At 71.7% G+C, this 17062-nt stretch carries 11 protein-coding genes; 7 read left to right on the top strand and 4 right to left on the bottom strand.

What is annotated here, in order from left to right; translation table 11 throughout:
* Positions 1–60: 60 nt before the first annotated feature.
* On the bottom strand, positions 61–657 hold the full coding sequence (locus tag SERN_RS12600; RefSeq protein ID WP_135850432.1) for a gamma carbonic anhydrase family protein: 597 nt from the start codon (positions 655–657) through the stop codon (positions 61–63).
* Between the two features lie 143 nt (positions 658–800).
* On the opposite strand from SERN_RS12600, the gene SERN_RS12595 reads away from it, so the two are divergent.
* The gene (locus SERN_RS12595; protein ID WP_135850431.1) at positions 801–1508 is read left to right on the top strand and encodes a 4a-hydroxytetrahydrobiopterin dehydratase; all 708 of its coding nucleotides are present in this window, start codon (positions 801–803) and stop codon (positions 1506–1508) included.
* Between the two features lie 68 nt (positions 1509–1576).
* On the opposite strand, the gene SERN_RS12590 is transcribed toward SERN_RS12595, so the two are convergent.
* A complete protein-coding gene (locus SERN_RS12590; protein WP_135850430.1) occupies positions 1577–2371 on the bottom strand; it encodes an SDR family NAD(P)-dependent oxidoreductase in 795 nt (264 codons plus the stop codon).
* An 87-nt stretch (positions 2372–2458) separates the two neighbouring features.
* On the opposite strand from SERN_RS12590, the gene SERN_RS12585 reads away from it, so the two are divergent.
* Positions 2459–3349 (top strand): AraC family transcriptional regulator, encoded by an 891-nt coding sequence (locus tag SERN_RS12585; protein WP_135850429.1) that lies wholly within the window; start codon positions 2459–2461, stop codon positions 3347–3349.
* Positions 3350–3426: 77 nt separating this feature from the next.
* On the opposite strand, the gene SERN_RS12580 is transcribed toward SERN_RS12585, so the two are convergent.
* Positions 3427–5820 (bottom strand): 5'-nucleotidase C-terminal domain-containing protein, encoded by a 2394-nt coding sequence (locus SERN_RS12580; RefSeq protein ID WP_135850428.1) that lies wholly within the window; start codon positions 5818–5820, stop codon positions 3427–3429.
* A gap of 145 nt (positions 5821–5965) precedes the next feature.
* Between SERN_RS12580 and SERN_RS12575 the strand changes: the two genes are divergently transcribed.
* The 5 genes from SERN_RS12575 to SERN_RS12555 all read left to right on the top strand — a co-directional run bounded on the left by SERN_RS12575 (position 5966) and on the right by SERN_RS12555 (position 12734).
* Positions 5966–7651 carry a GNAT family N-acetyltransferase gene (locus SERN_RS12575; RefSeq protein ID WP_135850427.1) on the top strand — a complete coding sequence of 562 codons (1686 nt, stop codon included), beginning with the start codon at positions 5966–5968 and terminating at the stop codon, positions 7649–7651.
* A gap of 192 nt (positions 7652–7843) precedes the next feature.
* Positions 7844–8857: an ABC transporter substrate-binding protein gene (locus tag SERN_RS12570; protein ID WP_135850426.1), complete on the top strand. Its 1014-nt coding sequence runs from the start codon at positions 7844–7846 to the stop codon at positions 8855–8857.
* Between the two features lie 135 nt (positions 8858–8992).
* A complete protein-coding gene (locus SERN_RS12565) occupies positions 8993–10618 on the top strand; it encodes a sugar ABC transporter ATP-binding protein (RefSeq protein ID WP_135850425.1) in 1626 nt (541 codons plus the stop codon).
* Positions 10615–11688, top strand: coding sequence for an ABC transporter permease (locus SERN_RS12560; protein ID WP_135850424.1), 1074 nt, complete (start codon positions 10615–10617; stop codon positions 11686–11688). Before SERN_RS12565 ends, SERN_RS12560 begins: the two co-directional genes overlap by 4 nt.
* Positions 11688–12734 (top strand): ABC transporter permease, encoded by a 1047-nt coding sequence (locus tag SERN_RS12555; protein ID WP_135850423.1) that lies wholly within the window; start codon positions 11688–11690, stop codon positions 12732–12734. Before SERN_RS12560 ends, SERN_RS12555 begins: the two co-directional genes overlap by 1 nt.
* A gap of 522 nt (positions 12735–13256) precedes the next feature.
* Here SERN_RS12555 and SERN_RS12550 read toward each other — a convergent pair.
* A complete protein-coding gene (locus tag SERN_RS12550; RefSeq protein WP_158292656.1) occupies positions 13257–17048 on the bottom strand; it encodes a family 43 glycosylhydrolase in 3792 nt (1263 codons plus the stop codon).
* Positions 17049–17062 lie beyond the last annotated feature (14 nt).

Genomic DNA, 17062 nt, shown 5'->3' with positions numbered 1-17062 from the left:
CGTTCACCTCACCCGCGCAGCACCGGTGCCAGCGCTCGCTCCAGGGACTGGTCCATCGCGCTACGGCTGGATCTCGCGGTCGGCGGCGTGCGCGCCGTAGAACTCCGACTGCTGCCGCATCAGGTCCCGCATCGAGGTGCCGCGAGCGACGCCGTAGACCGTGCCGGGGAAGTCCAGCTCCCGCTGGATCGCCCAGATCTCCTCGTGGCGGTCGGGGGAGAGGATCGTGGCGGGCGTGCCGACGGCGATCCACCCGATGGGGACCGTCGCGCCGGGCTCCAGGGTCGTGCTGACCTGCACGACGCCGTTGATCCGCACCTCGGCCCCGTGACCGATGCGGCTCCCGGGGAACAGCGAGGCTCCCGTGGCGATGAACGCCTCGTCCTCCACGGTGCAGCCGTTGAGGTGCGCGTGCGGTCCGATCATGACGGCGGACCCGACGACGGCAGGGTGGCCCGCCCGTCCGCGGACGAGGGCGTGCTCCATCACGACGGTGTTCTGCCCGATCCGCACCTCCCCGTCCTCGGCGGTGAGGACCGCACCGTGCAGGATCCTGGCGCCCGAGCCGATCTCCACGTCGCCCACGACCACGGCCGACGGGGCGACGTAGGCGTCGGGGTGGATGCGCGGCTCGTGGCCGCGGTGCTCGAACAGCATCGTCGTGTCTCCTGCGGGTGTCGGGTCGGGCCGGGTCGGCTCGCGCAAGCATGGCGTACGCGGGTCTGGCGGTGGCTCGGCGCGCGGCGGTACCGTCAGGCGCCGATGGACCCGTCGGAGCCCGCTCGAAGGGAACCAGTGCCATGGACATGCTCTCCGGCGCCCAGATCGCCGCGGCCGACCTCGCCGACTGGCGCAAGCTCGCGCAGGGGCTGCACGCGCGATACCTCGTGGCGGACTTCGCCACCGCGGCGCGGTTCGTCGTCGCGATCGGCGAGGTCGGTGACGGGCTCGGCCACCACCCGCGCGTCTCGATCGGAGCGGCGCACGTCGACCTGACGCTCGTCAGCGACGACGCGATCTATCGCGAGGGTGACGGCACGGAGCACGTGGTGCAGTGGGTGACCCAGCTCGACCTCGACCTCGCCCGCCGGATCACCGAGGTCGCCCGCGGCCACGACCTCGCGGCCGACCCCACCGGCGTCAGCCAGCTCGAGCTCGGGCTCGACACGGCCGGGTCGGCGACCGTCGCCCCGGTCTGGGCCGCGCTGCTCACGGGGGACCCGGCGTCGCAGGGGCACGGCAGCCCCAGCGACGAGGTGCGGGACGTCACGGGGCGGGTGCCGAACCTGTGGTTCGGGGACGACGACGGATCCGATCCGGCCCGCCAGCGCTTCCATCTCGAGGTCTACGTCGCACCCGAGGTGGTCGAGGAGCGGGTGGCCGCCGTCCTCGCCGCGGGCGGGATCGTCGTCGACGACTCGGGCGCCCCTGGCACGACCGTGATCGCCGACCAGCACGGGGCGACCGGGATCCTCTGCGCCGACATGAGCGCCGCGACCCGGAGCTGACCGTCGGCGGGGCCGGAAACCGCTCGGCGAGACAGCGCCGCGGGCCGCCGGGCGGGGGCGGACGGCAGTCAGCCCACCCGCGCCGCGACGATGCCGCCGTCCACGTCGAGGACGGTGCCGTGCACGTAGGCGGCCTCGTCCGAGGCGAGGAAGCGGACGGCGTGCGCGATGTCGATCGGGCGGCCGATCCGGCCCGCAGGCGCCGCGGCGGTCATCGCCTCGAGGATGGCGAGGGAGGCCTCGTTGCCCGGGGTCAGGGTGGCTCCCGGAGCGACGGCGTTCACGCGCACGCCGCTCGGCCCGAACTCCGCGGCCCAGGCACGGGTGAGGTGCTCGAGGGCGGCCTTGGTCGCCGGGTAGAGACCGACCCCGGGCGTGCCGACGTGAGCCATCCAGGAGGTGATGTTGACGATGACGCCGCTGCCTCGGGCGGCCATGGCCGGAGCCAGCGCGCCGACGAGGTCGTGCGGGACGCGGACGTTGGTGGCCAGCAGCGCGGCGACGTCGTCGTCGGGCAGGGTCGCCGTCGGCCCGACGGGGAAGATGCCGGCGTTGTTCACCAGGACGTCGACCCGCCCGCCGAGCGCATCGGTGGCCCGCGCGGCGAAGTTGCGCGCCGCCGTCGGGCTCGAGGCCAGGTCGCCGGTGACGACCGAGGCGCGACCCCCGCCCGCCGCGATCGCGTCGGCGACCCGTGCGGCCCGCTCCGTGCTGCGACCGTGGACGACCACGTGTGCGCCCGAGGCGGCCAGGACGTGGGCGGTCGCCTCGCCCAGTCCGCTCGTGGAGCCGGTGATGATCGCGGTGCGGCCCGCGAGCCGCTCGTCGCGGGGGAGGGTGGAGAGGATCTCGTTCGTCGTCATGCCACCACGGTGCCCCGCCGCGGCGACGTCGGGTTGTCCGAGGCGGTCAGATGCTTGCCTGATCCGATCGTCGACTTGAATGGGGCCGTGGATCCCCTCCTCGCGGCGCGTCTGGACCGGTCGGCCGAACGGGTGCGCCGGCACGTCGCATCGCCGCACCGCGCCGAGCCTCTCGGACTGCGCCTGGCGCGGGCGGAGGCGCCGACGCCGACCGTCTACGTGCGCTACCCGCCGTGCCTGTCCATCGTGCTGAGCGGTCGGAAGCGTTCGGTGGACGACGACTCGGCCGAGCAGGAGTGGGGCCGGGACCGCTTCCTCATCACGCCGGTCGATCTGCCGCTCATGGCGCGGGTCGTCGAGCTGGGGGACCAGGGAGACTTCCTGTCGGTCAACTGGCGCCTCGACCCGGCGGTGGTGGCGGAGGTGGCCTCGCAGATGCCGCGCCCGCGCCACGAGGCCGACCCGGGGCGGCTGGGCGCCATGACCCCAGCGCTGGCCGACGCCGTCGACCGGCTCCTGGGCCTGCTCGACGCCCCGGAGGAGGCCGCCGTCCTCGCACCGCTGCTGAGCCGCGAGATCGTGCTGCGGCTGCTGCAGACCGACCAGGCGGCACGCCTGCTGCACGCGGCCCACCACGCCGACGCCGACGTCGTCGGCGCCGCGGTCCGGCGCCTCGACGCCGCACTCGCGCACCCGTGGACCGCCGAGGGCCTCGCGGCATCCGTCGGCGCGAGCGAGGCGACGCTGCGCCGGCGGTTCCGCGAGCTCACCGGGCTCTCCCCGATGTCCTACCTCAAGCGCCTTCGGCTCGGCGAGGCGCGCAGGCGGATGCTCGTGGCGGGGGAGACGGCGAGCCGGGCGAGCGCCGGGGTGGGGTACCTCAGTCCGTCGCACTTCTCCCGCGACTACCGCGCCGCCTACGGCCGCTCGCCGGCTGCCGACACCGCTGAGCTGCGCGCCCGCATGCGTGCGAGCTGAGAGCGGACGAGGTCCACGGCGCACGAACGGCCGGCCCCCGAGGGGAGCCGACCGTCCGTGATCAGCGCGTCAGGACCTCACGACGCCGGGGTGAATCCGGCGTCGTCGTAGCGGGTCAGGAACGCCGCCATCGCGTCGCGGGCGACGGACGTCGTCGGCCGGTAGATCGCGGTGCCGTCGTTGCCCTGCCAGCCGGTCGAGATGCCGGTCTCGGCGAGCCAGGTGATCTCGTCGTAGAACTGCGTCGACGGCGTGATGTCCGTGAACGGCGAGACCGCGGGCGCGTCGTGCTCCGGCGAGTCGGCCAGGCGGTAGAGGAACGCCGCCATGGCGTCACGGCCGATCGGTTCGAGCGGGCGGAACGAGAAGGTCCCGTCGCCGTTGTTCCACCCGGTGGCGATGTCCTGCTCGGCGAGCCAGGAGATCTCGGCGTAGAACTGGTTGCTCGTGCTGACGTCGGTGAACGGCGAGACCTCGGGCAGCTCGACGTCGGGCGATCCGGCCAGGCGGTAGAGGAACGCCGCCATGGCGTCACGGGCGATCGGCGCCAGCGGGCGGTAGTCCCACGTGCCGTCGCCGTTCTCCCAGCCGGTGGCGATCTCGTTCTCGGCCAGCCAGCGGATCTCGCGGAAGAACTGGTTGCGGGGAGCGACGTCGGTGAAGGACGCCGTCGTGAGCGCCCAGTTCTCGTCGTAGAACGTCGCGGGATCGATGACCCCGAGGTCCTGCGCGCGATCGATGAGGAGCTGCCGGATCTCGAGCAGCTCGTCGTAGACGACGGGTGCGTCGGCCACGTGCGGGAAGCCGCCGCCACCGGAGGCACGGTAGTTGTTCACGGCCATGACCACGACGGCGTCGTCCGCGAGCGGCGAGCCGTCGGGGAAGGACAGGCCCTTGATGCGCTGCCCGACCGGCTCGGACACGTCGATCGTGTAGTCCAGGCCGCTCAGCACGTCGTAGTTGTAGTCCGGGATGCCGCGCGTGTCGCCGGGGTACATCGCGTTCGTGCCGGTCTCGGGGTCGAACGCCGCACCCCGCTCGGTCTGCACGAAGTAGCGCGCGGAGTACTCGAGGTAGTCGCGCACCTGCGCCCCCGTCAGCTCGACGGCGCGCAGGGTGTTCTCGTAGATGTACAGCCCCGCGATGTCGCGGATCGTGACCTCGCCCTGCGGGAACAGCGCGGTGCGGGAGAACGGCGAGGCCTGCGAGATCACGGGCTTGCCCGCGTGCTCGGTGCCGGCCAGCGCATCGGCCACGGTCGTCTGCTGCACGTCGTTGATGAAGTCGATGATCGCCGTGTCCTCGTAGCGGGACGACGCGGCGGGGAGCTCCTGCGTCGACGTCGCGACCGGGGTGTTGACGTAGGTGACCGTCGCCTCGTGCTGGTCGGCGATCGCCTCGACGACGGCCGGGTCCTCGGCGTAGCCGTCGCGGCCGTAGTGCGGCGTGACGGTGGGGGCGGCGACGTCCCAGTCGACTCCGAAGCCGCCCTCGCCGTCGGGCAGCAGCGTGAGCGTGGTCTCGGTGACGCCCCGGCCCCAGTAGTTCGGCTGGGTGATGAGCGTGCGCTCACCCTCGACGTTCGTCACGACCGTCTCGGGCAGGTCGCGGTGGCTGTGACCGGCCACCAGCACGTCGATCCCGGGCACCTGCACGGCGATGTTGTTCGCGACGTTCTCGTGCAGCTCGGCGGGGTCGTAGCCCTCGTCGGGCACGGTGCCCTGGCCCGTGTGGGCGAGCACGACGACGACGTCGGCCTGCTCCTCGACGATCGGCACCCACTCCTTGGCGGTCTCCACCATGTCGCGGAACTCGAGCTTGCCCTCGACGTACTGCTGGTCCCAGACACGCACGCCGGGGGTGACCAGGCCGATGACGCCGACCGTCACCTCCTCGCCGTCGATCGTCCGCTCCAGCAGCGTGTACGGCTCGTGGTAGGGCTCGCCGGTGACCTCGTCGACGACGTTCGCCCCCAGGATCGGGGTGTCCTCCAGGTCGCGCTCGTACGCGCTCAGCAGGTCCAGGTCGTAGTTGTACTCGTGGTTGCCGACGGTCTGGGCGTCGTAGTCCACGACGTTGAACGCCTTGGCCATCGGGTGCTCGACAGTGCCGTCCAGGACGGCCTGGCGCTCGCGGCCGTAGCCGTAGAGGTAGGTCAGGGGAGTGCCCTGGATGGTGTCGCCGTTGTCGACGACGACGACGGACTCGGCCCCCTTCTCCTCGCGCACCTCGTTGATCGCGGTGCTGGCGCGGGCCAGACCCAGGCTGTCGGTGGCGGGGAAGGGTGCGTTGCGGAAGTAGTCCCAGTCGCGCACGTGACCGTGAAGGTCCGTGGTCGCCATGAGGGTCAGCTCGACGGCGTCGTCCGGGACGGCGGGGACGGCGGCGGCCGGCAGGGCGGCCGTGGGGATGACCAGGGCAGCGGCGCCGATCGTGGCGATGCTGACGCTGAGTCTGCGGTGAGCAGGCATGGGTGTCCTCTCGTTCTCAGGGGTCCGTCCACCGTAGGTCGCCCCTGTGACACGCGCAGGTCGAGCGGGTGAACGGGGCATGAGCGCGGTGGGCACGGACGCCGTGCGCACGATCGAACCAAGGCGCAGATCTACCATGGGGGCGATGATCGAGAAGGAGCGCGCCGGGCACGACGGCGCGCCGACCCGGCCGACCCGGCCGACGCGGGTCCGCCGCGAGGTCGCGCACGTGCGCAGCAGCCTCCTCACGTTCGGTCCACCCACGCGAGGGCGCTGGCCGCTCGCGATCCAGGCGGCGCTCGCGATGGCGGTCCCCGTGGTCCTGCTTGCGGCCCTGGGTCGCGCCGACCTCGGGCTGCTCGCCGCGACCGGGGCGTTCACCGGCCTGTACGGCGGGCGCGCGACCCCCCGGGAGCGGGCGGTCCTCGTCCCCGTCGTCGCGGTGGCGCTGCTGCTCAGCGCCGCGGCCGGCGCCGTGGCCGCGGCCGGTGGGACCGCCGTCGTGCTGGTCGGACTGCTCGTGTGGTCGGTGCTGGCATCCGCCGGAACCCTGGCGTTCTCCCTCGGCCCACCCGGCCCGATCTTCTTCGTGCTCGTCTTCGGCCTCTCGGCGGGGGTCACGGCGGTGCACGACGGCGCGCGCGTGGTCGAGCCGGCGACGCTCCTCGCGGCCGTGGCGGGGTCCTCCGCGTTCGCCTACCTGCTCGCCGTCGCCCCGTTGCTGCGACGGCGCCACCGCCGCGCCCCGGCGCGGTCCCTGCGCGAGCTGCTGCCCGGTCCTCGGTTGGACGACGGCGCCCGCACCGTGCTGCTGCGAGCGACGGCGGTGGCCGTCGTGGGCGTGGCGGCGGCCGCCGTCGTCGATCCCCAGCGGGCGTACTGGGTCGTCACGGCCGGCGTCGCCGTGGTGGGGGTCTCCGCCGCGCGGCGCGTGACGGTCACGCGCGGTGTGCACCGCGCCGTCGGGACGGTCGCGGGGGCCGCGCTCTTCCTGCTTCTCGCCCAGCTGGGCCCGAGCGGCGTCGTGCTCGGACTCGTCCTCGGCGCGCTCCAGCTCGCGGTCGAGCTGGTCGTCGTGCGCCACTACGCGCTCGCGCTGACCTTCATCACACCGCTCGTGCTGCTGATCGCGACGGCGGCGACGGGTGGCGCGCTCGCCTCGACGGACGTGGCGCTCGAGCGGGTCGTGGACACGCTGGTCGGAGCCGCGATCGGGATCGCGTGCGCGGTGCTGGTGGCCCCGCCGTCGCGCGCGGGGGGACCGAGCGAGGGGCCGACCGGGGAGGGGCCGGGCGCTCCGGTCATCCGGCGACGGCGGCGCGACGACGTCCCCGTGCTGGCCGACGTGCTCCTGGCACAGCAGCCGCTCACGAGCTATCCGGTCCGCAACCCGCTGCCGTTCCCGGTCGAGGAGTTCCTGCACGCCGACGACGCCGTCGCGGCGTGGGTCGCCGAGATCGACGGGCGGGTCGTCGGGCACGTGTGCTGGACGCGGCCGGCCGATCCGGGCACGGCGGCCGTCGAGGCCTGCGCGACGGCTCACGGCTGCCCGGTCTCCGGCCTGGCCTGGGTCTCGACGCTGTTCGTCGACCCGGCGGCCGGCGGGCGCGGGCTCGGGCGACGGCTGCTGGCCACGGCGGTCGGCGGCATCCGGGACGCGGGGTTGCACCCGTGCCTCGAGGTGGTCGACCTCAACCCGGTGGCGGGACGGCTCTACCGCGCAACCGGCTGGGTGGAGGTGCTGCGCACGCGACCGGACTGGCTGGCGGGCGCCGTCGACGATCCCGAGGTGGGGGAGTCGATCATGGTGCTGCCCGTGACAGGTCGGTGATCAGCGAGATCTCACCGCTAGCGTGGGCGCCCACTATGGCGACGTCACCATCCGCATGCCGAGCGTGATCGAACTGTGACCGTGTTCGGGTTGCGTCCAGAGGTGTGAGCGTTAACACTCTTCCACGGGGGACGCGACAGCGTCCTGGAGATCGTCACAGGTGTGACGCCCACGACTCGAAGGAGAGTTTCCATGAAGGTTTCCGTGCGGACACGTCGGACTTTCGTCGCCGCAGCTGCAGCAGCGACCATGCTGACCCTGGCCGCGTGCGGCCCCGGCGACAGCGGTGAGGGCGACGGTGGCGGTGACGCGGGCGGCGACGGCGGCACCACGACGGTCGGTTTCGTGGCCGTCGGGCCCGAGGGCGCCTGGCGCTCGGCCAACGAGCAGAACATCCGCGACACGTTCACCACGGACGCGGGCTACGACCTGAAGTACGCCCCCGCCACCAACCTCGACCAGAAGTCGCAGATCGACGCGTTCACGTCGTTCGTCGACGAGGGTGTCGACGTCATCCTGCTCTCGGCCACCGAGGGCTCCGGCTGGGAGGACTCCCTGACGCGTGCGCAGGAGGCCGAGATCCCGGTCATCCTGATCGACCGCGGCATCGAGCCCGACGACGACTCGCTGTACGTCACGCGCATCGCGCCCGACAACATCGAGGTGTCCAAGTCCGTCGCGAACTGGGCCCTGGAGACGTTCCCCGACGGCGCGAAGTACTTCACGCTCGAGGGTCCGGCCGGTGTCTCGGTCGTCAACGAGCGCAACGAGGGCTGGGACGAGGTCGTCGGCGCCGAGTCGTCCTTCACCAAGGTCGGCGCACAGACCGCCAACTGGTCCACGGACGAGGCCAAGTCGGTCGTCGAGACCGTCCTCAAGGCCAACAACAACGACATCGACCTGATCTTCGCGCAGAACGACGAGATGGGTCTGGGCGCCGCGCTCGCCATCGAGGAGGCCGGCCTGACCCCGGGCGAGGACGTCAAGATCGCCACGATCGACGGCACCAAGGGCGCGCTCGAGGCGCTGTCCGAGGGCCGCCTGAGCTTCGTGGCCGAGTACAACCCGCTGTTCGGTGACACCGCCGTCGAGGCCGTCACCAGCGCGCTCGAGGGCGCCGACGTCGACTCCTACATCATCGTGCCGTCGACGACGTTCGACTCCCCGGAAGCGGCCACCGAGGCCCTGCCCGACCGCAAGTTCTGATCTCTCGACGAGGGCGTGCTCCCCACGGGGGCACGCCCTCCCGGGCGAGAAGGGCCTCTCCCCACCGTCGGGCGAGAAGGTCACCAGCAGATCCCGCGCGGACCGTTCCGCGCACGCACGAGTGAGGCATCAACGATGAGCCACGAGCCCATAGTCGAGATGCGCGGCATCCACATCGGGTTCCCCGGTGTGAAGGCGCTCGACGGAGTCGACTTCCGTCTCCTTCCCGGTGAGGTCCACGCCCTGATGGGCGAGAACGGCGCAGGGAAGTCCACGCTGATCAAGTGTCTGACCGGCGTCTACAGCATCGACGCGGGCGAGATCGTCATCGACGGGTCGCCGCGGCAGCTCGCCGGAACGGCCGACGCGCAGGAGGCGGGCATCGCGACCGTCTACCAGGAGGTCAACCTCGTCCGGAACCTGAGCATCGGCGAGAACGTCATGCTCGGCCACGAGGTGCGCGGCCGCTTCGGCATCAGCTGGCGGGCGACGCACCGCCGCGCGAAGGAGAACCTCGAGCGGTTCGGCCTCGGCCACCTCGACACGCGCCTCCCGCTGTCCACCCTCTCGATCGCCGTGCAGCAGCTCGTCGCCATCGCTCGCGCGATGGTGACGAAGTCGCACGTGCTGATCCTCGACGAGCCCACCTCGAGCCTGGACAAGCAGGAGGTCTCCACGCTCTTCGGCGTCATCCGCCAGCTGCGCTCCGAGGGCGTGGCGATCCTCTTCGTCTCCCACTTCCTCGAGCAGGTCTACGAGATCTCCGACCGGATGACGGTGCTGCGCAACGGACGCTTCGAGGGGGAGTTCCTGACCAAGGACCTCGACCGCTCGTCGCTGATCGCCACGATGATCGGCCGCGAGCTCTCCACGCTCGCGGGCGAGCACGAGGTGCGCGACGGCGTCGCCCCCGGACAGCGCGAGCCCCTCCTCGTCGCGGAGAACCTCGGGCGCAAGGGGTCGGTCGGCGCGACCGACCTCGCCATCGGCAAGGGCGAGATCGTCGGCTTCGCCGGTCTGCTCGGATCGGGCCGGACCGAGCTCGCCCGCCTCCTGTACGGCGCGGACAGGCCCGACTCCGGCAGCATCACGCTCAAGGGCCGCAAGACCGCGATCGGTTCGCCCGCGGCGGGTCTCGCCAACGGCATCGCGCTGTCCTCGGAGAACCGTCGCGACGAGGGCATCATCGCCGACCTCAGCGTCCGCGAGAACATGATTCTCGCCGTCCAGGCCCGCCGCGGCTGGATGCGGCCACTGTCGAAGAAGGACACCGACGAGATCGTCGACAAGTACATCAAGGAGTTCGGCGTCCGCCCGGCGGATCCGGACCGACCGATCAAGAACCTCTCCGGCGGCAACCAGCAGAAGGTGCTGCTCGGCCGGTGGCTGGCCACCAGGCCGGACCTGATGATCCTGGACGAGCCGACCCGCGGCATCGACGTCGGTGCCAAGGCCGACATCATCACCGCGGTCCAGAAGCTCGCGGAGGACGGCATGAGCGTCGTGTTCATCTCCTCCGAGATCGAGGAGGTCGCACGCGTGAGCGACCGGATCGTCGTCATGCGCGACCGCGAGAAGGTCGCCGAGATCGTCAACGACGGCACCGTCTCCGCGGCCACCATCGTCGCCGTCATCGCCGACGAGGAGGGGACTGCCCAGACGGTCGCCGCGCTGGACGTCAGCGACGAGACGTTCCCCGGCACCACCTCGACCAGCACCCCGACCGGCACCTCCACCAGCACCGAGAGGAGCGAGTCATGAGCACCGCCACGTCCTCCACGTTCGGGGAGCGCCTGCGCAACGTCGGGCGCCAGCAGTTCGTGTGGGCGATCGTCGCGATCGTCCTGCTCCTGGTCATCAACGTGATCAAGGACCCGACGTACCTGTCGATCAGCTACAGCGACAACCTCGGCGGCCTGCGCGGCAACCTCGTCGACATCCTGCGGGCCTCGGCTCCGATCCTGATGATCGCGACGGGCATGGCCCTGGTCATCGCGACGGGCGGGATCGACCTGTCGATCGGCTCGGCCATGGTGATCGCGGGCGCCGTCGCGATGGAGTTCCTCTCCGCGAGCGGCTCCTCCAGCCTCGGGACCGCGGGGCTGGCGCTGCTGCTCGCGCTGCTCGTGGCGGGCGTCCTCGGCGTCGTGAACGGCGTGCTCGTCTCCGTCGTCGGACTGCAGCCCTTCATCTCGACGCTCATCATGATGCTCGCGGGCCGGGGCATCGCCAAGGTCATCACCGGGGGCCAGAACACGACGGCGACGTCGGAGCCGTTCCGCTGGATCGCCAACGGCTACGTGGTCGGCCTGCCGGTCGTGGTGCTGCTCGCCGTCGCCATCGTCGCGGTCGTGGGGCTCATCGTGCGTCGCAGCGCGCTCGGCCTGATGATCGAGGCCATCGGGATCGACGCCGAGGCCGCGCGCCTCGCGGGCGTGAACAAGCGCGCGATCATCTTCACCGTCTACGTCGCCGCGGCCGTGCTCGGCGGCATGGCGGGCGTGTTCGCGACGGCGTCGGTCATGACCGTCGACGTCTCCAACACCGGCAACCAGATGGAGCTGGACGCGATCCTCGCCGTCGTGATCGGCGGCACGTCGCTGGCGGGCGGCAAGTTCTCGATCAGGGGCGCCGCCGTCGGCGCGGTCCTCATCGCGACCCTTGACAAGACGGTCGTGTTCCTCGGGGTGCCGTCCTCGGCGACGCCGGCCTTCAAGGCCGCCGTCATCGTCATCCTGTTCCTCATCCAGTCGCCGTGGTTGCACACCCAGCTCGCGAAGCTGCGCTCGCGCCGCACGACCACCCCGACCACCGCGGAGGTGACGGCCTGATGTCCGTCCAGACAGCGACCGCCCCCCCGGAGACCCCGACCCCGCCCGCGGGACCCCTGGCCCGCGTGACGGGATGGATGCGCACGCACACCACCTCGCTGCCCACGTGGGCGGCCCTGGTGATCTTCGTCGGCATGGTGATCTACGCCGAGATCGTCTACGGCCGGATCCTGCAGCCGTCGACCACCTCGAACCTGCTGATCAACAACAGCCACCTCATCATCATCGCCGTGGCGCTGACGTTCGTGATCATCACGGGCGGCATCGACCTCTCGGTCGGCGCCGTGATCGCGTTCAGCTCCGTGGCGGGCGTGATGCTCGCGAACGCCGGTTGGAACGCCTACCTCGTGATGGTGCTGATGATCGCGTTCGGCGCGACGTTCGGACTGATCTCCGGCTGGTTGATCCAGTACCTGAACGTGCAGCCGTTCATCGCCACGCTCGCCATGATGTTCCTCGCCCGGGGGCTCGCCTCGACGCTGTCGACGGTGCCCGAGCGCCTCGGGGACGACTCGCCGATCCGCGCGCTCGGCACCCAGATCAAGATCTACGACGGCCCGAAGGTGAACGACTTCGTCATCACCCCGGGCGTCGTCATCGCGCTGCTCGTGGTGCTCGGCGGGTTCTTCGTGCTGCACCGCACGCGCACGGGCCGAACGATCTACGCGATCGGCGGCAAGGAGCAGTCCGCGCAGCTCATGGGACTCCCGGTGCACCGCTCGAAGATGCTCGTCTACGTCATCTCGGGCTCGCTCTCGGGTCTCGCGGCCGTGGTCTACACCGCCAGGCTCGGGATCGCCCAGAACATCACGGGTGTGGGCTGGGAGCTCGACGCGATCGCGGCCGCCGTCATCGGCGGCACGCTCCTGACCGGGGGAGCGGGCTTCGTGCTCGGCTCGGTCATCGGCGCGCTGGTGCTCGGCCTCATGAACGTGATCATCTCCCGCGACGGCTCCATCCCGCCCGAGATGACGACCGTCATCACCGGCGGGGTGCTGCTGGCCTTCGTCCTGCTGCAGCGCGCGGTGGTGCGACGGCGGGAGTAGCTGTCCCGGTCGGCGACGACCGGCGACGAAGGCGAGAGGCGGCACTCCGGTCAGGGTGCCGCCTCTCGTCGTTCTCGTGCGGCCCGTGCGCGCGCCCCCGCCCCCGACCCGAGCCCGACCCCGACCCCGACCCGCCGACCGTCCCGTGGGAGCGATCTGTCCGTCGTGGGAGCGACGTGTGCGGGGTCGTCCTCGCGGCGCTGGGGTCGCTCTCGCGGAGGTGAGGCCGATGCCGAGGCCGAGTGTGGTTGTGGGTGGCCCGGCGGGTCTACCTCGCGGGCAGGGGGAGGTCGGGTGCGGTGACGAGCCGGCGTCCGGGAGCGACTGACCCTGGGGTGCGACCAGTCCCGTGGGAGCGACCCCAGCGCTGTGGGAGCGACGTGTCCGGGGTCGCTGTCGCGGCGCTGGGGTCGCTCTCGCGGAGGTGGGGGTGGCCGGGTGGGTCTACCTCGCGGGTGTGGGAACGGCGGGCCACCTGGGGTGGCCCGCCGTTCGTGGGTGGTGCTTGTGGTGGTGCTGGTGTCAGCTCTGGGTGAGGTGGTTCTCCAGGCGGTTCATGAAGGCGGCCATGGCGTCGCGGTTGACGGGTGAGAGGGGTTGGTAGATGTCGGTGCCGTCGTTGCCTGCTCCGGTCCAGCCGGTGGCGATCTCACTGGTGTGGAGCCAGGTGATCTCCTCGTAGTACTGGTTGCTGACGTCGACGTCGGAGAACGGGGAGACGGCGGGGGGTGTCCAGTCGGTCTGGATGCCGTCGCGCTGGTCGGCGTAGCGGTGCAGGAAGGCGGCCATGGCGTCGCGGGCGATGGGGTCCAGGGGTCGGAACTGGGCGGTTCCGTCGGTCTGGGGCCAGCCGGTGGAGATGCCGGTGGTGTGGAGCCAGGTGATCTCCTTGTAGAACTTGTTGCTGACGTCGACGTCGGTGAACGGTGAGACCTCCGGTGCTGTGAAGGCGGGGGATCCGGCGAGGCGGTAGAGGAAGGCCGCCATGGCATCGCGTGCGACGGGGGTGACGGGTCGGTACTCCTTGGTTCCGTCGGGCAGCTGCCAGCCGGTGGAGATCTGGCGCTGGGCGAGCCACTGGATCTGCTCGAAGAACTGCGTGCCGGCGGGCACGTCGGCGAAGACCGGGACGACCGGCTCCACCGGCTCGGCCTCGACCGTCACCGTCAGCGAGACCTCCCGGTTCTCCGACGCCAGCTCCTCCTCGCGCGTCTGGTTGAGCACGGCCTGACCGTCGGCGGCGAAGTGGACCGTCTTGACCCTGGCGTGGCGGCTCGGGTCGTTCAGACCGCCGTCGGCGCCCGGTGCCCACTCCGCCCGCGGGGGCCGCGCGTGGTAGACGATGACGGGGTTGCCGTCGGCGTCCAGCGTGAATGAGTTGTGACCCGGCCCCATCTGCGCACCGTCGAAGTCGTCGGTGGTCAGCAGCGGGTAGCCCGACTTGGTCCACGTGGCCGGGTCCATGAGGTCGCCGTCCTTCGGCGCGGACAGCACGCCGACGGCGTAGGTCTCGTCGACCGAGGCGGCCGAGAAGAAGACGAAGACGGATCTGTCGTCGGAGATCACCGAGGCGCCCTCGTTGATCACGTTGCCGCTGCTGCGCTCCCACGCGTAGTTCGGGGTGGAGAGCAGGATCGACGGCGACGTCAGGCGCTGCGGGTCGGCCGGGTCGATCTCGGCCATGCGCAGGTCGGACGAGCCAGGCTTCTCGGCCCACACCATGTAGTGCTTCCCGTTCGCCTCGAAGTAGGTCATGTCGAGGGAGAAGTGCGTGAACGCCGCGGTGTCACCGGGGAAGGCCTGCATGAACTGCGGCTCGCTCCAGCTCGCCGGGTCCAGCGGGTCGTCCTCGCCGTCGGCCCGCATGATCGCGGGGCGGATGTCCCAGGGGGAGCCGGTCCCGGTCGACGCGGTGAACAGGATGACCCAGTCGCCGTCGATCTTGTGGAACTCGGGCGCCCAGAAGTAGCGGAAGTGCGACGTCGCCGTCTGAACGCCCGGCTCCTTCGTGACCGACGGACTGACGTTGCCCGCGTACAGGACGACCTTCTCCTGCGCGCTCGTCAGGCCGTTGATGTCCCCGGCGCGGCGCAGCACGATCCGGTCGTACCCCACTCCGGCGTTCTCCTGCGTGGTGGGGTAGGAGCCCGTGAGGTAGTACTCGGTCTCGCCCGTGCGCTCATCGTCGCGCAGGACCCACGGATCGGCGCGCTCGCGCACGAGGATGCCGTCCGTGTCGCCGTAGACCGGCTGCTGGACCTCGCCGGTGACCTCGTAGGTGCCGGGTGCGGTCAGGTCGACGTCGCTGGTGTCCCACTCGACCCCGAGCTGCTTGGTCGAGCCGTCGGAGTAGGTCAGGTCGACCTTCTCGGGCAGGGCGAGGTCGCCGTCGACCGGCAGCGTCACGTCGGCGAAACCACCCACGCCCGTGTTCGTGATGCGTCCGAGCTTCGCCACCACCGCGTCGTAGACGTCCCGGGTGACGGCGAGCTCGCTCGCCTCGACGGCGTCGCCCGGCAGGCCGGCGACCGCGGAGGCGGCCGGGGTCGTCGTCGAGACCGGGGCGGAGAACGACGCGAAGTCGGCCGTGGTGACCTCGTACGAGGCACCGGCCGGCGTCGTGTAGACGACGCGGTAGGCGAGGATCGCGTTGTCCCAGCGGACGCTCGCGCGCGACACGACGTGCCCGGCCGTGTTGGTGGTGGCGAGGCGCTCGTTGCCGTACGTGACGAGGTCGGCCGAGTCGTAGACGAACACCTGTGCGCTGGTGCCGTTGTCCGTCGCGAGGAAGCCGAAGGTGCCGTCGGGCTGACGGAAGATCACGGGGGAGCCGTACCGCGAGCTGCCGCGGCCGAAGGTCGGGTAGCGCACACCCTTGTCGTTGTTCAGGGCGACGTACGCACCGTCGGAGCCGGTCGCGGCCGCGAGGTGCAGCACGTCCGTGCGGTCCGTGTCGCCGGTCCTGATGTACGCGGCGATCCGGCCGGCGTCCTGGGCCGGGACGGTCACGCGGTAGGTGCGCACCGCGCTCGCGCCGGGGGCGGAGGCGGCCGTGAACGTCGCGGTGAGCGTGACCTCGCGGTCGCTCCCGCCGCGCGTGACGGTGCCGTCGAGACCGATCACGCCGGCGTCGGAGGTCCCCCACGCGATGTCCGCGGCGCCGTCGCGCGACTGCGGCAGGAGCGTGATGTCGTCGGCGGTGACCGTGACGCCGAGGTCGAACGCGTCGGCCGTCCGGTCCAGATCGCCCGCGGGGTCCAGCGCCAGCACCGTCACGTCGTAGGTGCGCGTCAGCGTGGATCCGCCCAGGGTGAGGGTCGCGGTCAGCGTGACCTCGACGTCGGGCTGACCCTGGCCGGGCCGCGTGACCGTGCCGTCGGCGGCTAGGTGTGCGACGTCGTCGCTCGCCCAGGCGATGGCTGCGCCGCTCGCGCCGGCGCTCGGCAGCGTGACGTCGCCCGAGGTGCTCACCGGGAGCACGACGGCGTCGGCGTCGGCCGCGAGGGCGGCCTGGGTCGTGGCCTCGGGGACGCGGTCGCCCGAGTGGTAGAGGTTCGCGACGTCGGCGGCGTCGTAGGCGCCGGCGGACACGACGACGTCGTCGATCCCGCCCCTGAAGTAGTTGTCGGGGTAGGAGGAGCGGCCGAGGTAGCCGACCAGCCCGGTACCGAACTGGGAGACGGTGCGGGCGACGGGCACGGTGCCCATCGAGGTGCCGTTGAGGTAGCCCGTGATCGACGTCGGCGTGATGACCGTGGTGTACATCGCCCACTCGGTGGTGGAGCGCGGTCCGGCCACGCCCTGCGCGCCGTTGGTCGGGGAGATGCCGACCTCCGTGCCCCACGGCGCGCTCGGTGCGCTGGAGCCCGTCAGGACGGTCTTGACGGTGCCCGACGGGGTGGAGGGGTTGAGCAGCCAGTACTGCGCGGGCGGGTTGCCCGGCGAACCGAAGAACGCCGCGGCGTAGTTGCCGTCGCCGGTCTCGTTCTTCAGCCAGGTGGAGATGGTGAGGGTGTCGCGGCCGTCGAACAGGCCGTCGGGCAGGCGCACGTGGCCCGCGCCGGAGCCGGCACCGCCGCCGGGCAGGCGGAGCTCGCCGTCGGCGATCGTGGCGCCGGCGCCGAGCAGCGTGCCGTCGTTGCCGTTGCCGGACACGTCGGCCACGACGCCCGGGCTCGCGAAGTCGTAGTGCAGGAGGAGGTCGGGGTCGTCGGTGACGGGGTCGGCCGCTGCTGTCGGGATCAGCAGCCCGACCGACGCGACCGCGGCCGCTGCTGCGGCCGCCGTCCGTCGACGCCAGGGGGAGAGGTGCACGTCGTCGTCCTTGC

This window comes from Serinibacter arcticus, assembly GCF_004786095.1.
GTDB classification, from domain to species: domain Bacteria; phylum Actinomycetota; class Actinomycetes; order Actinomycetales; family Beutenbergiaceae; genus Litorihabitans; species Litorihabitans arcticus.
Note: the sequence above shows the minus strand (reverse complement) of the source record. Positions and strands in the feature narration are given on the sequence as shown.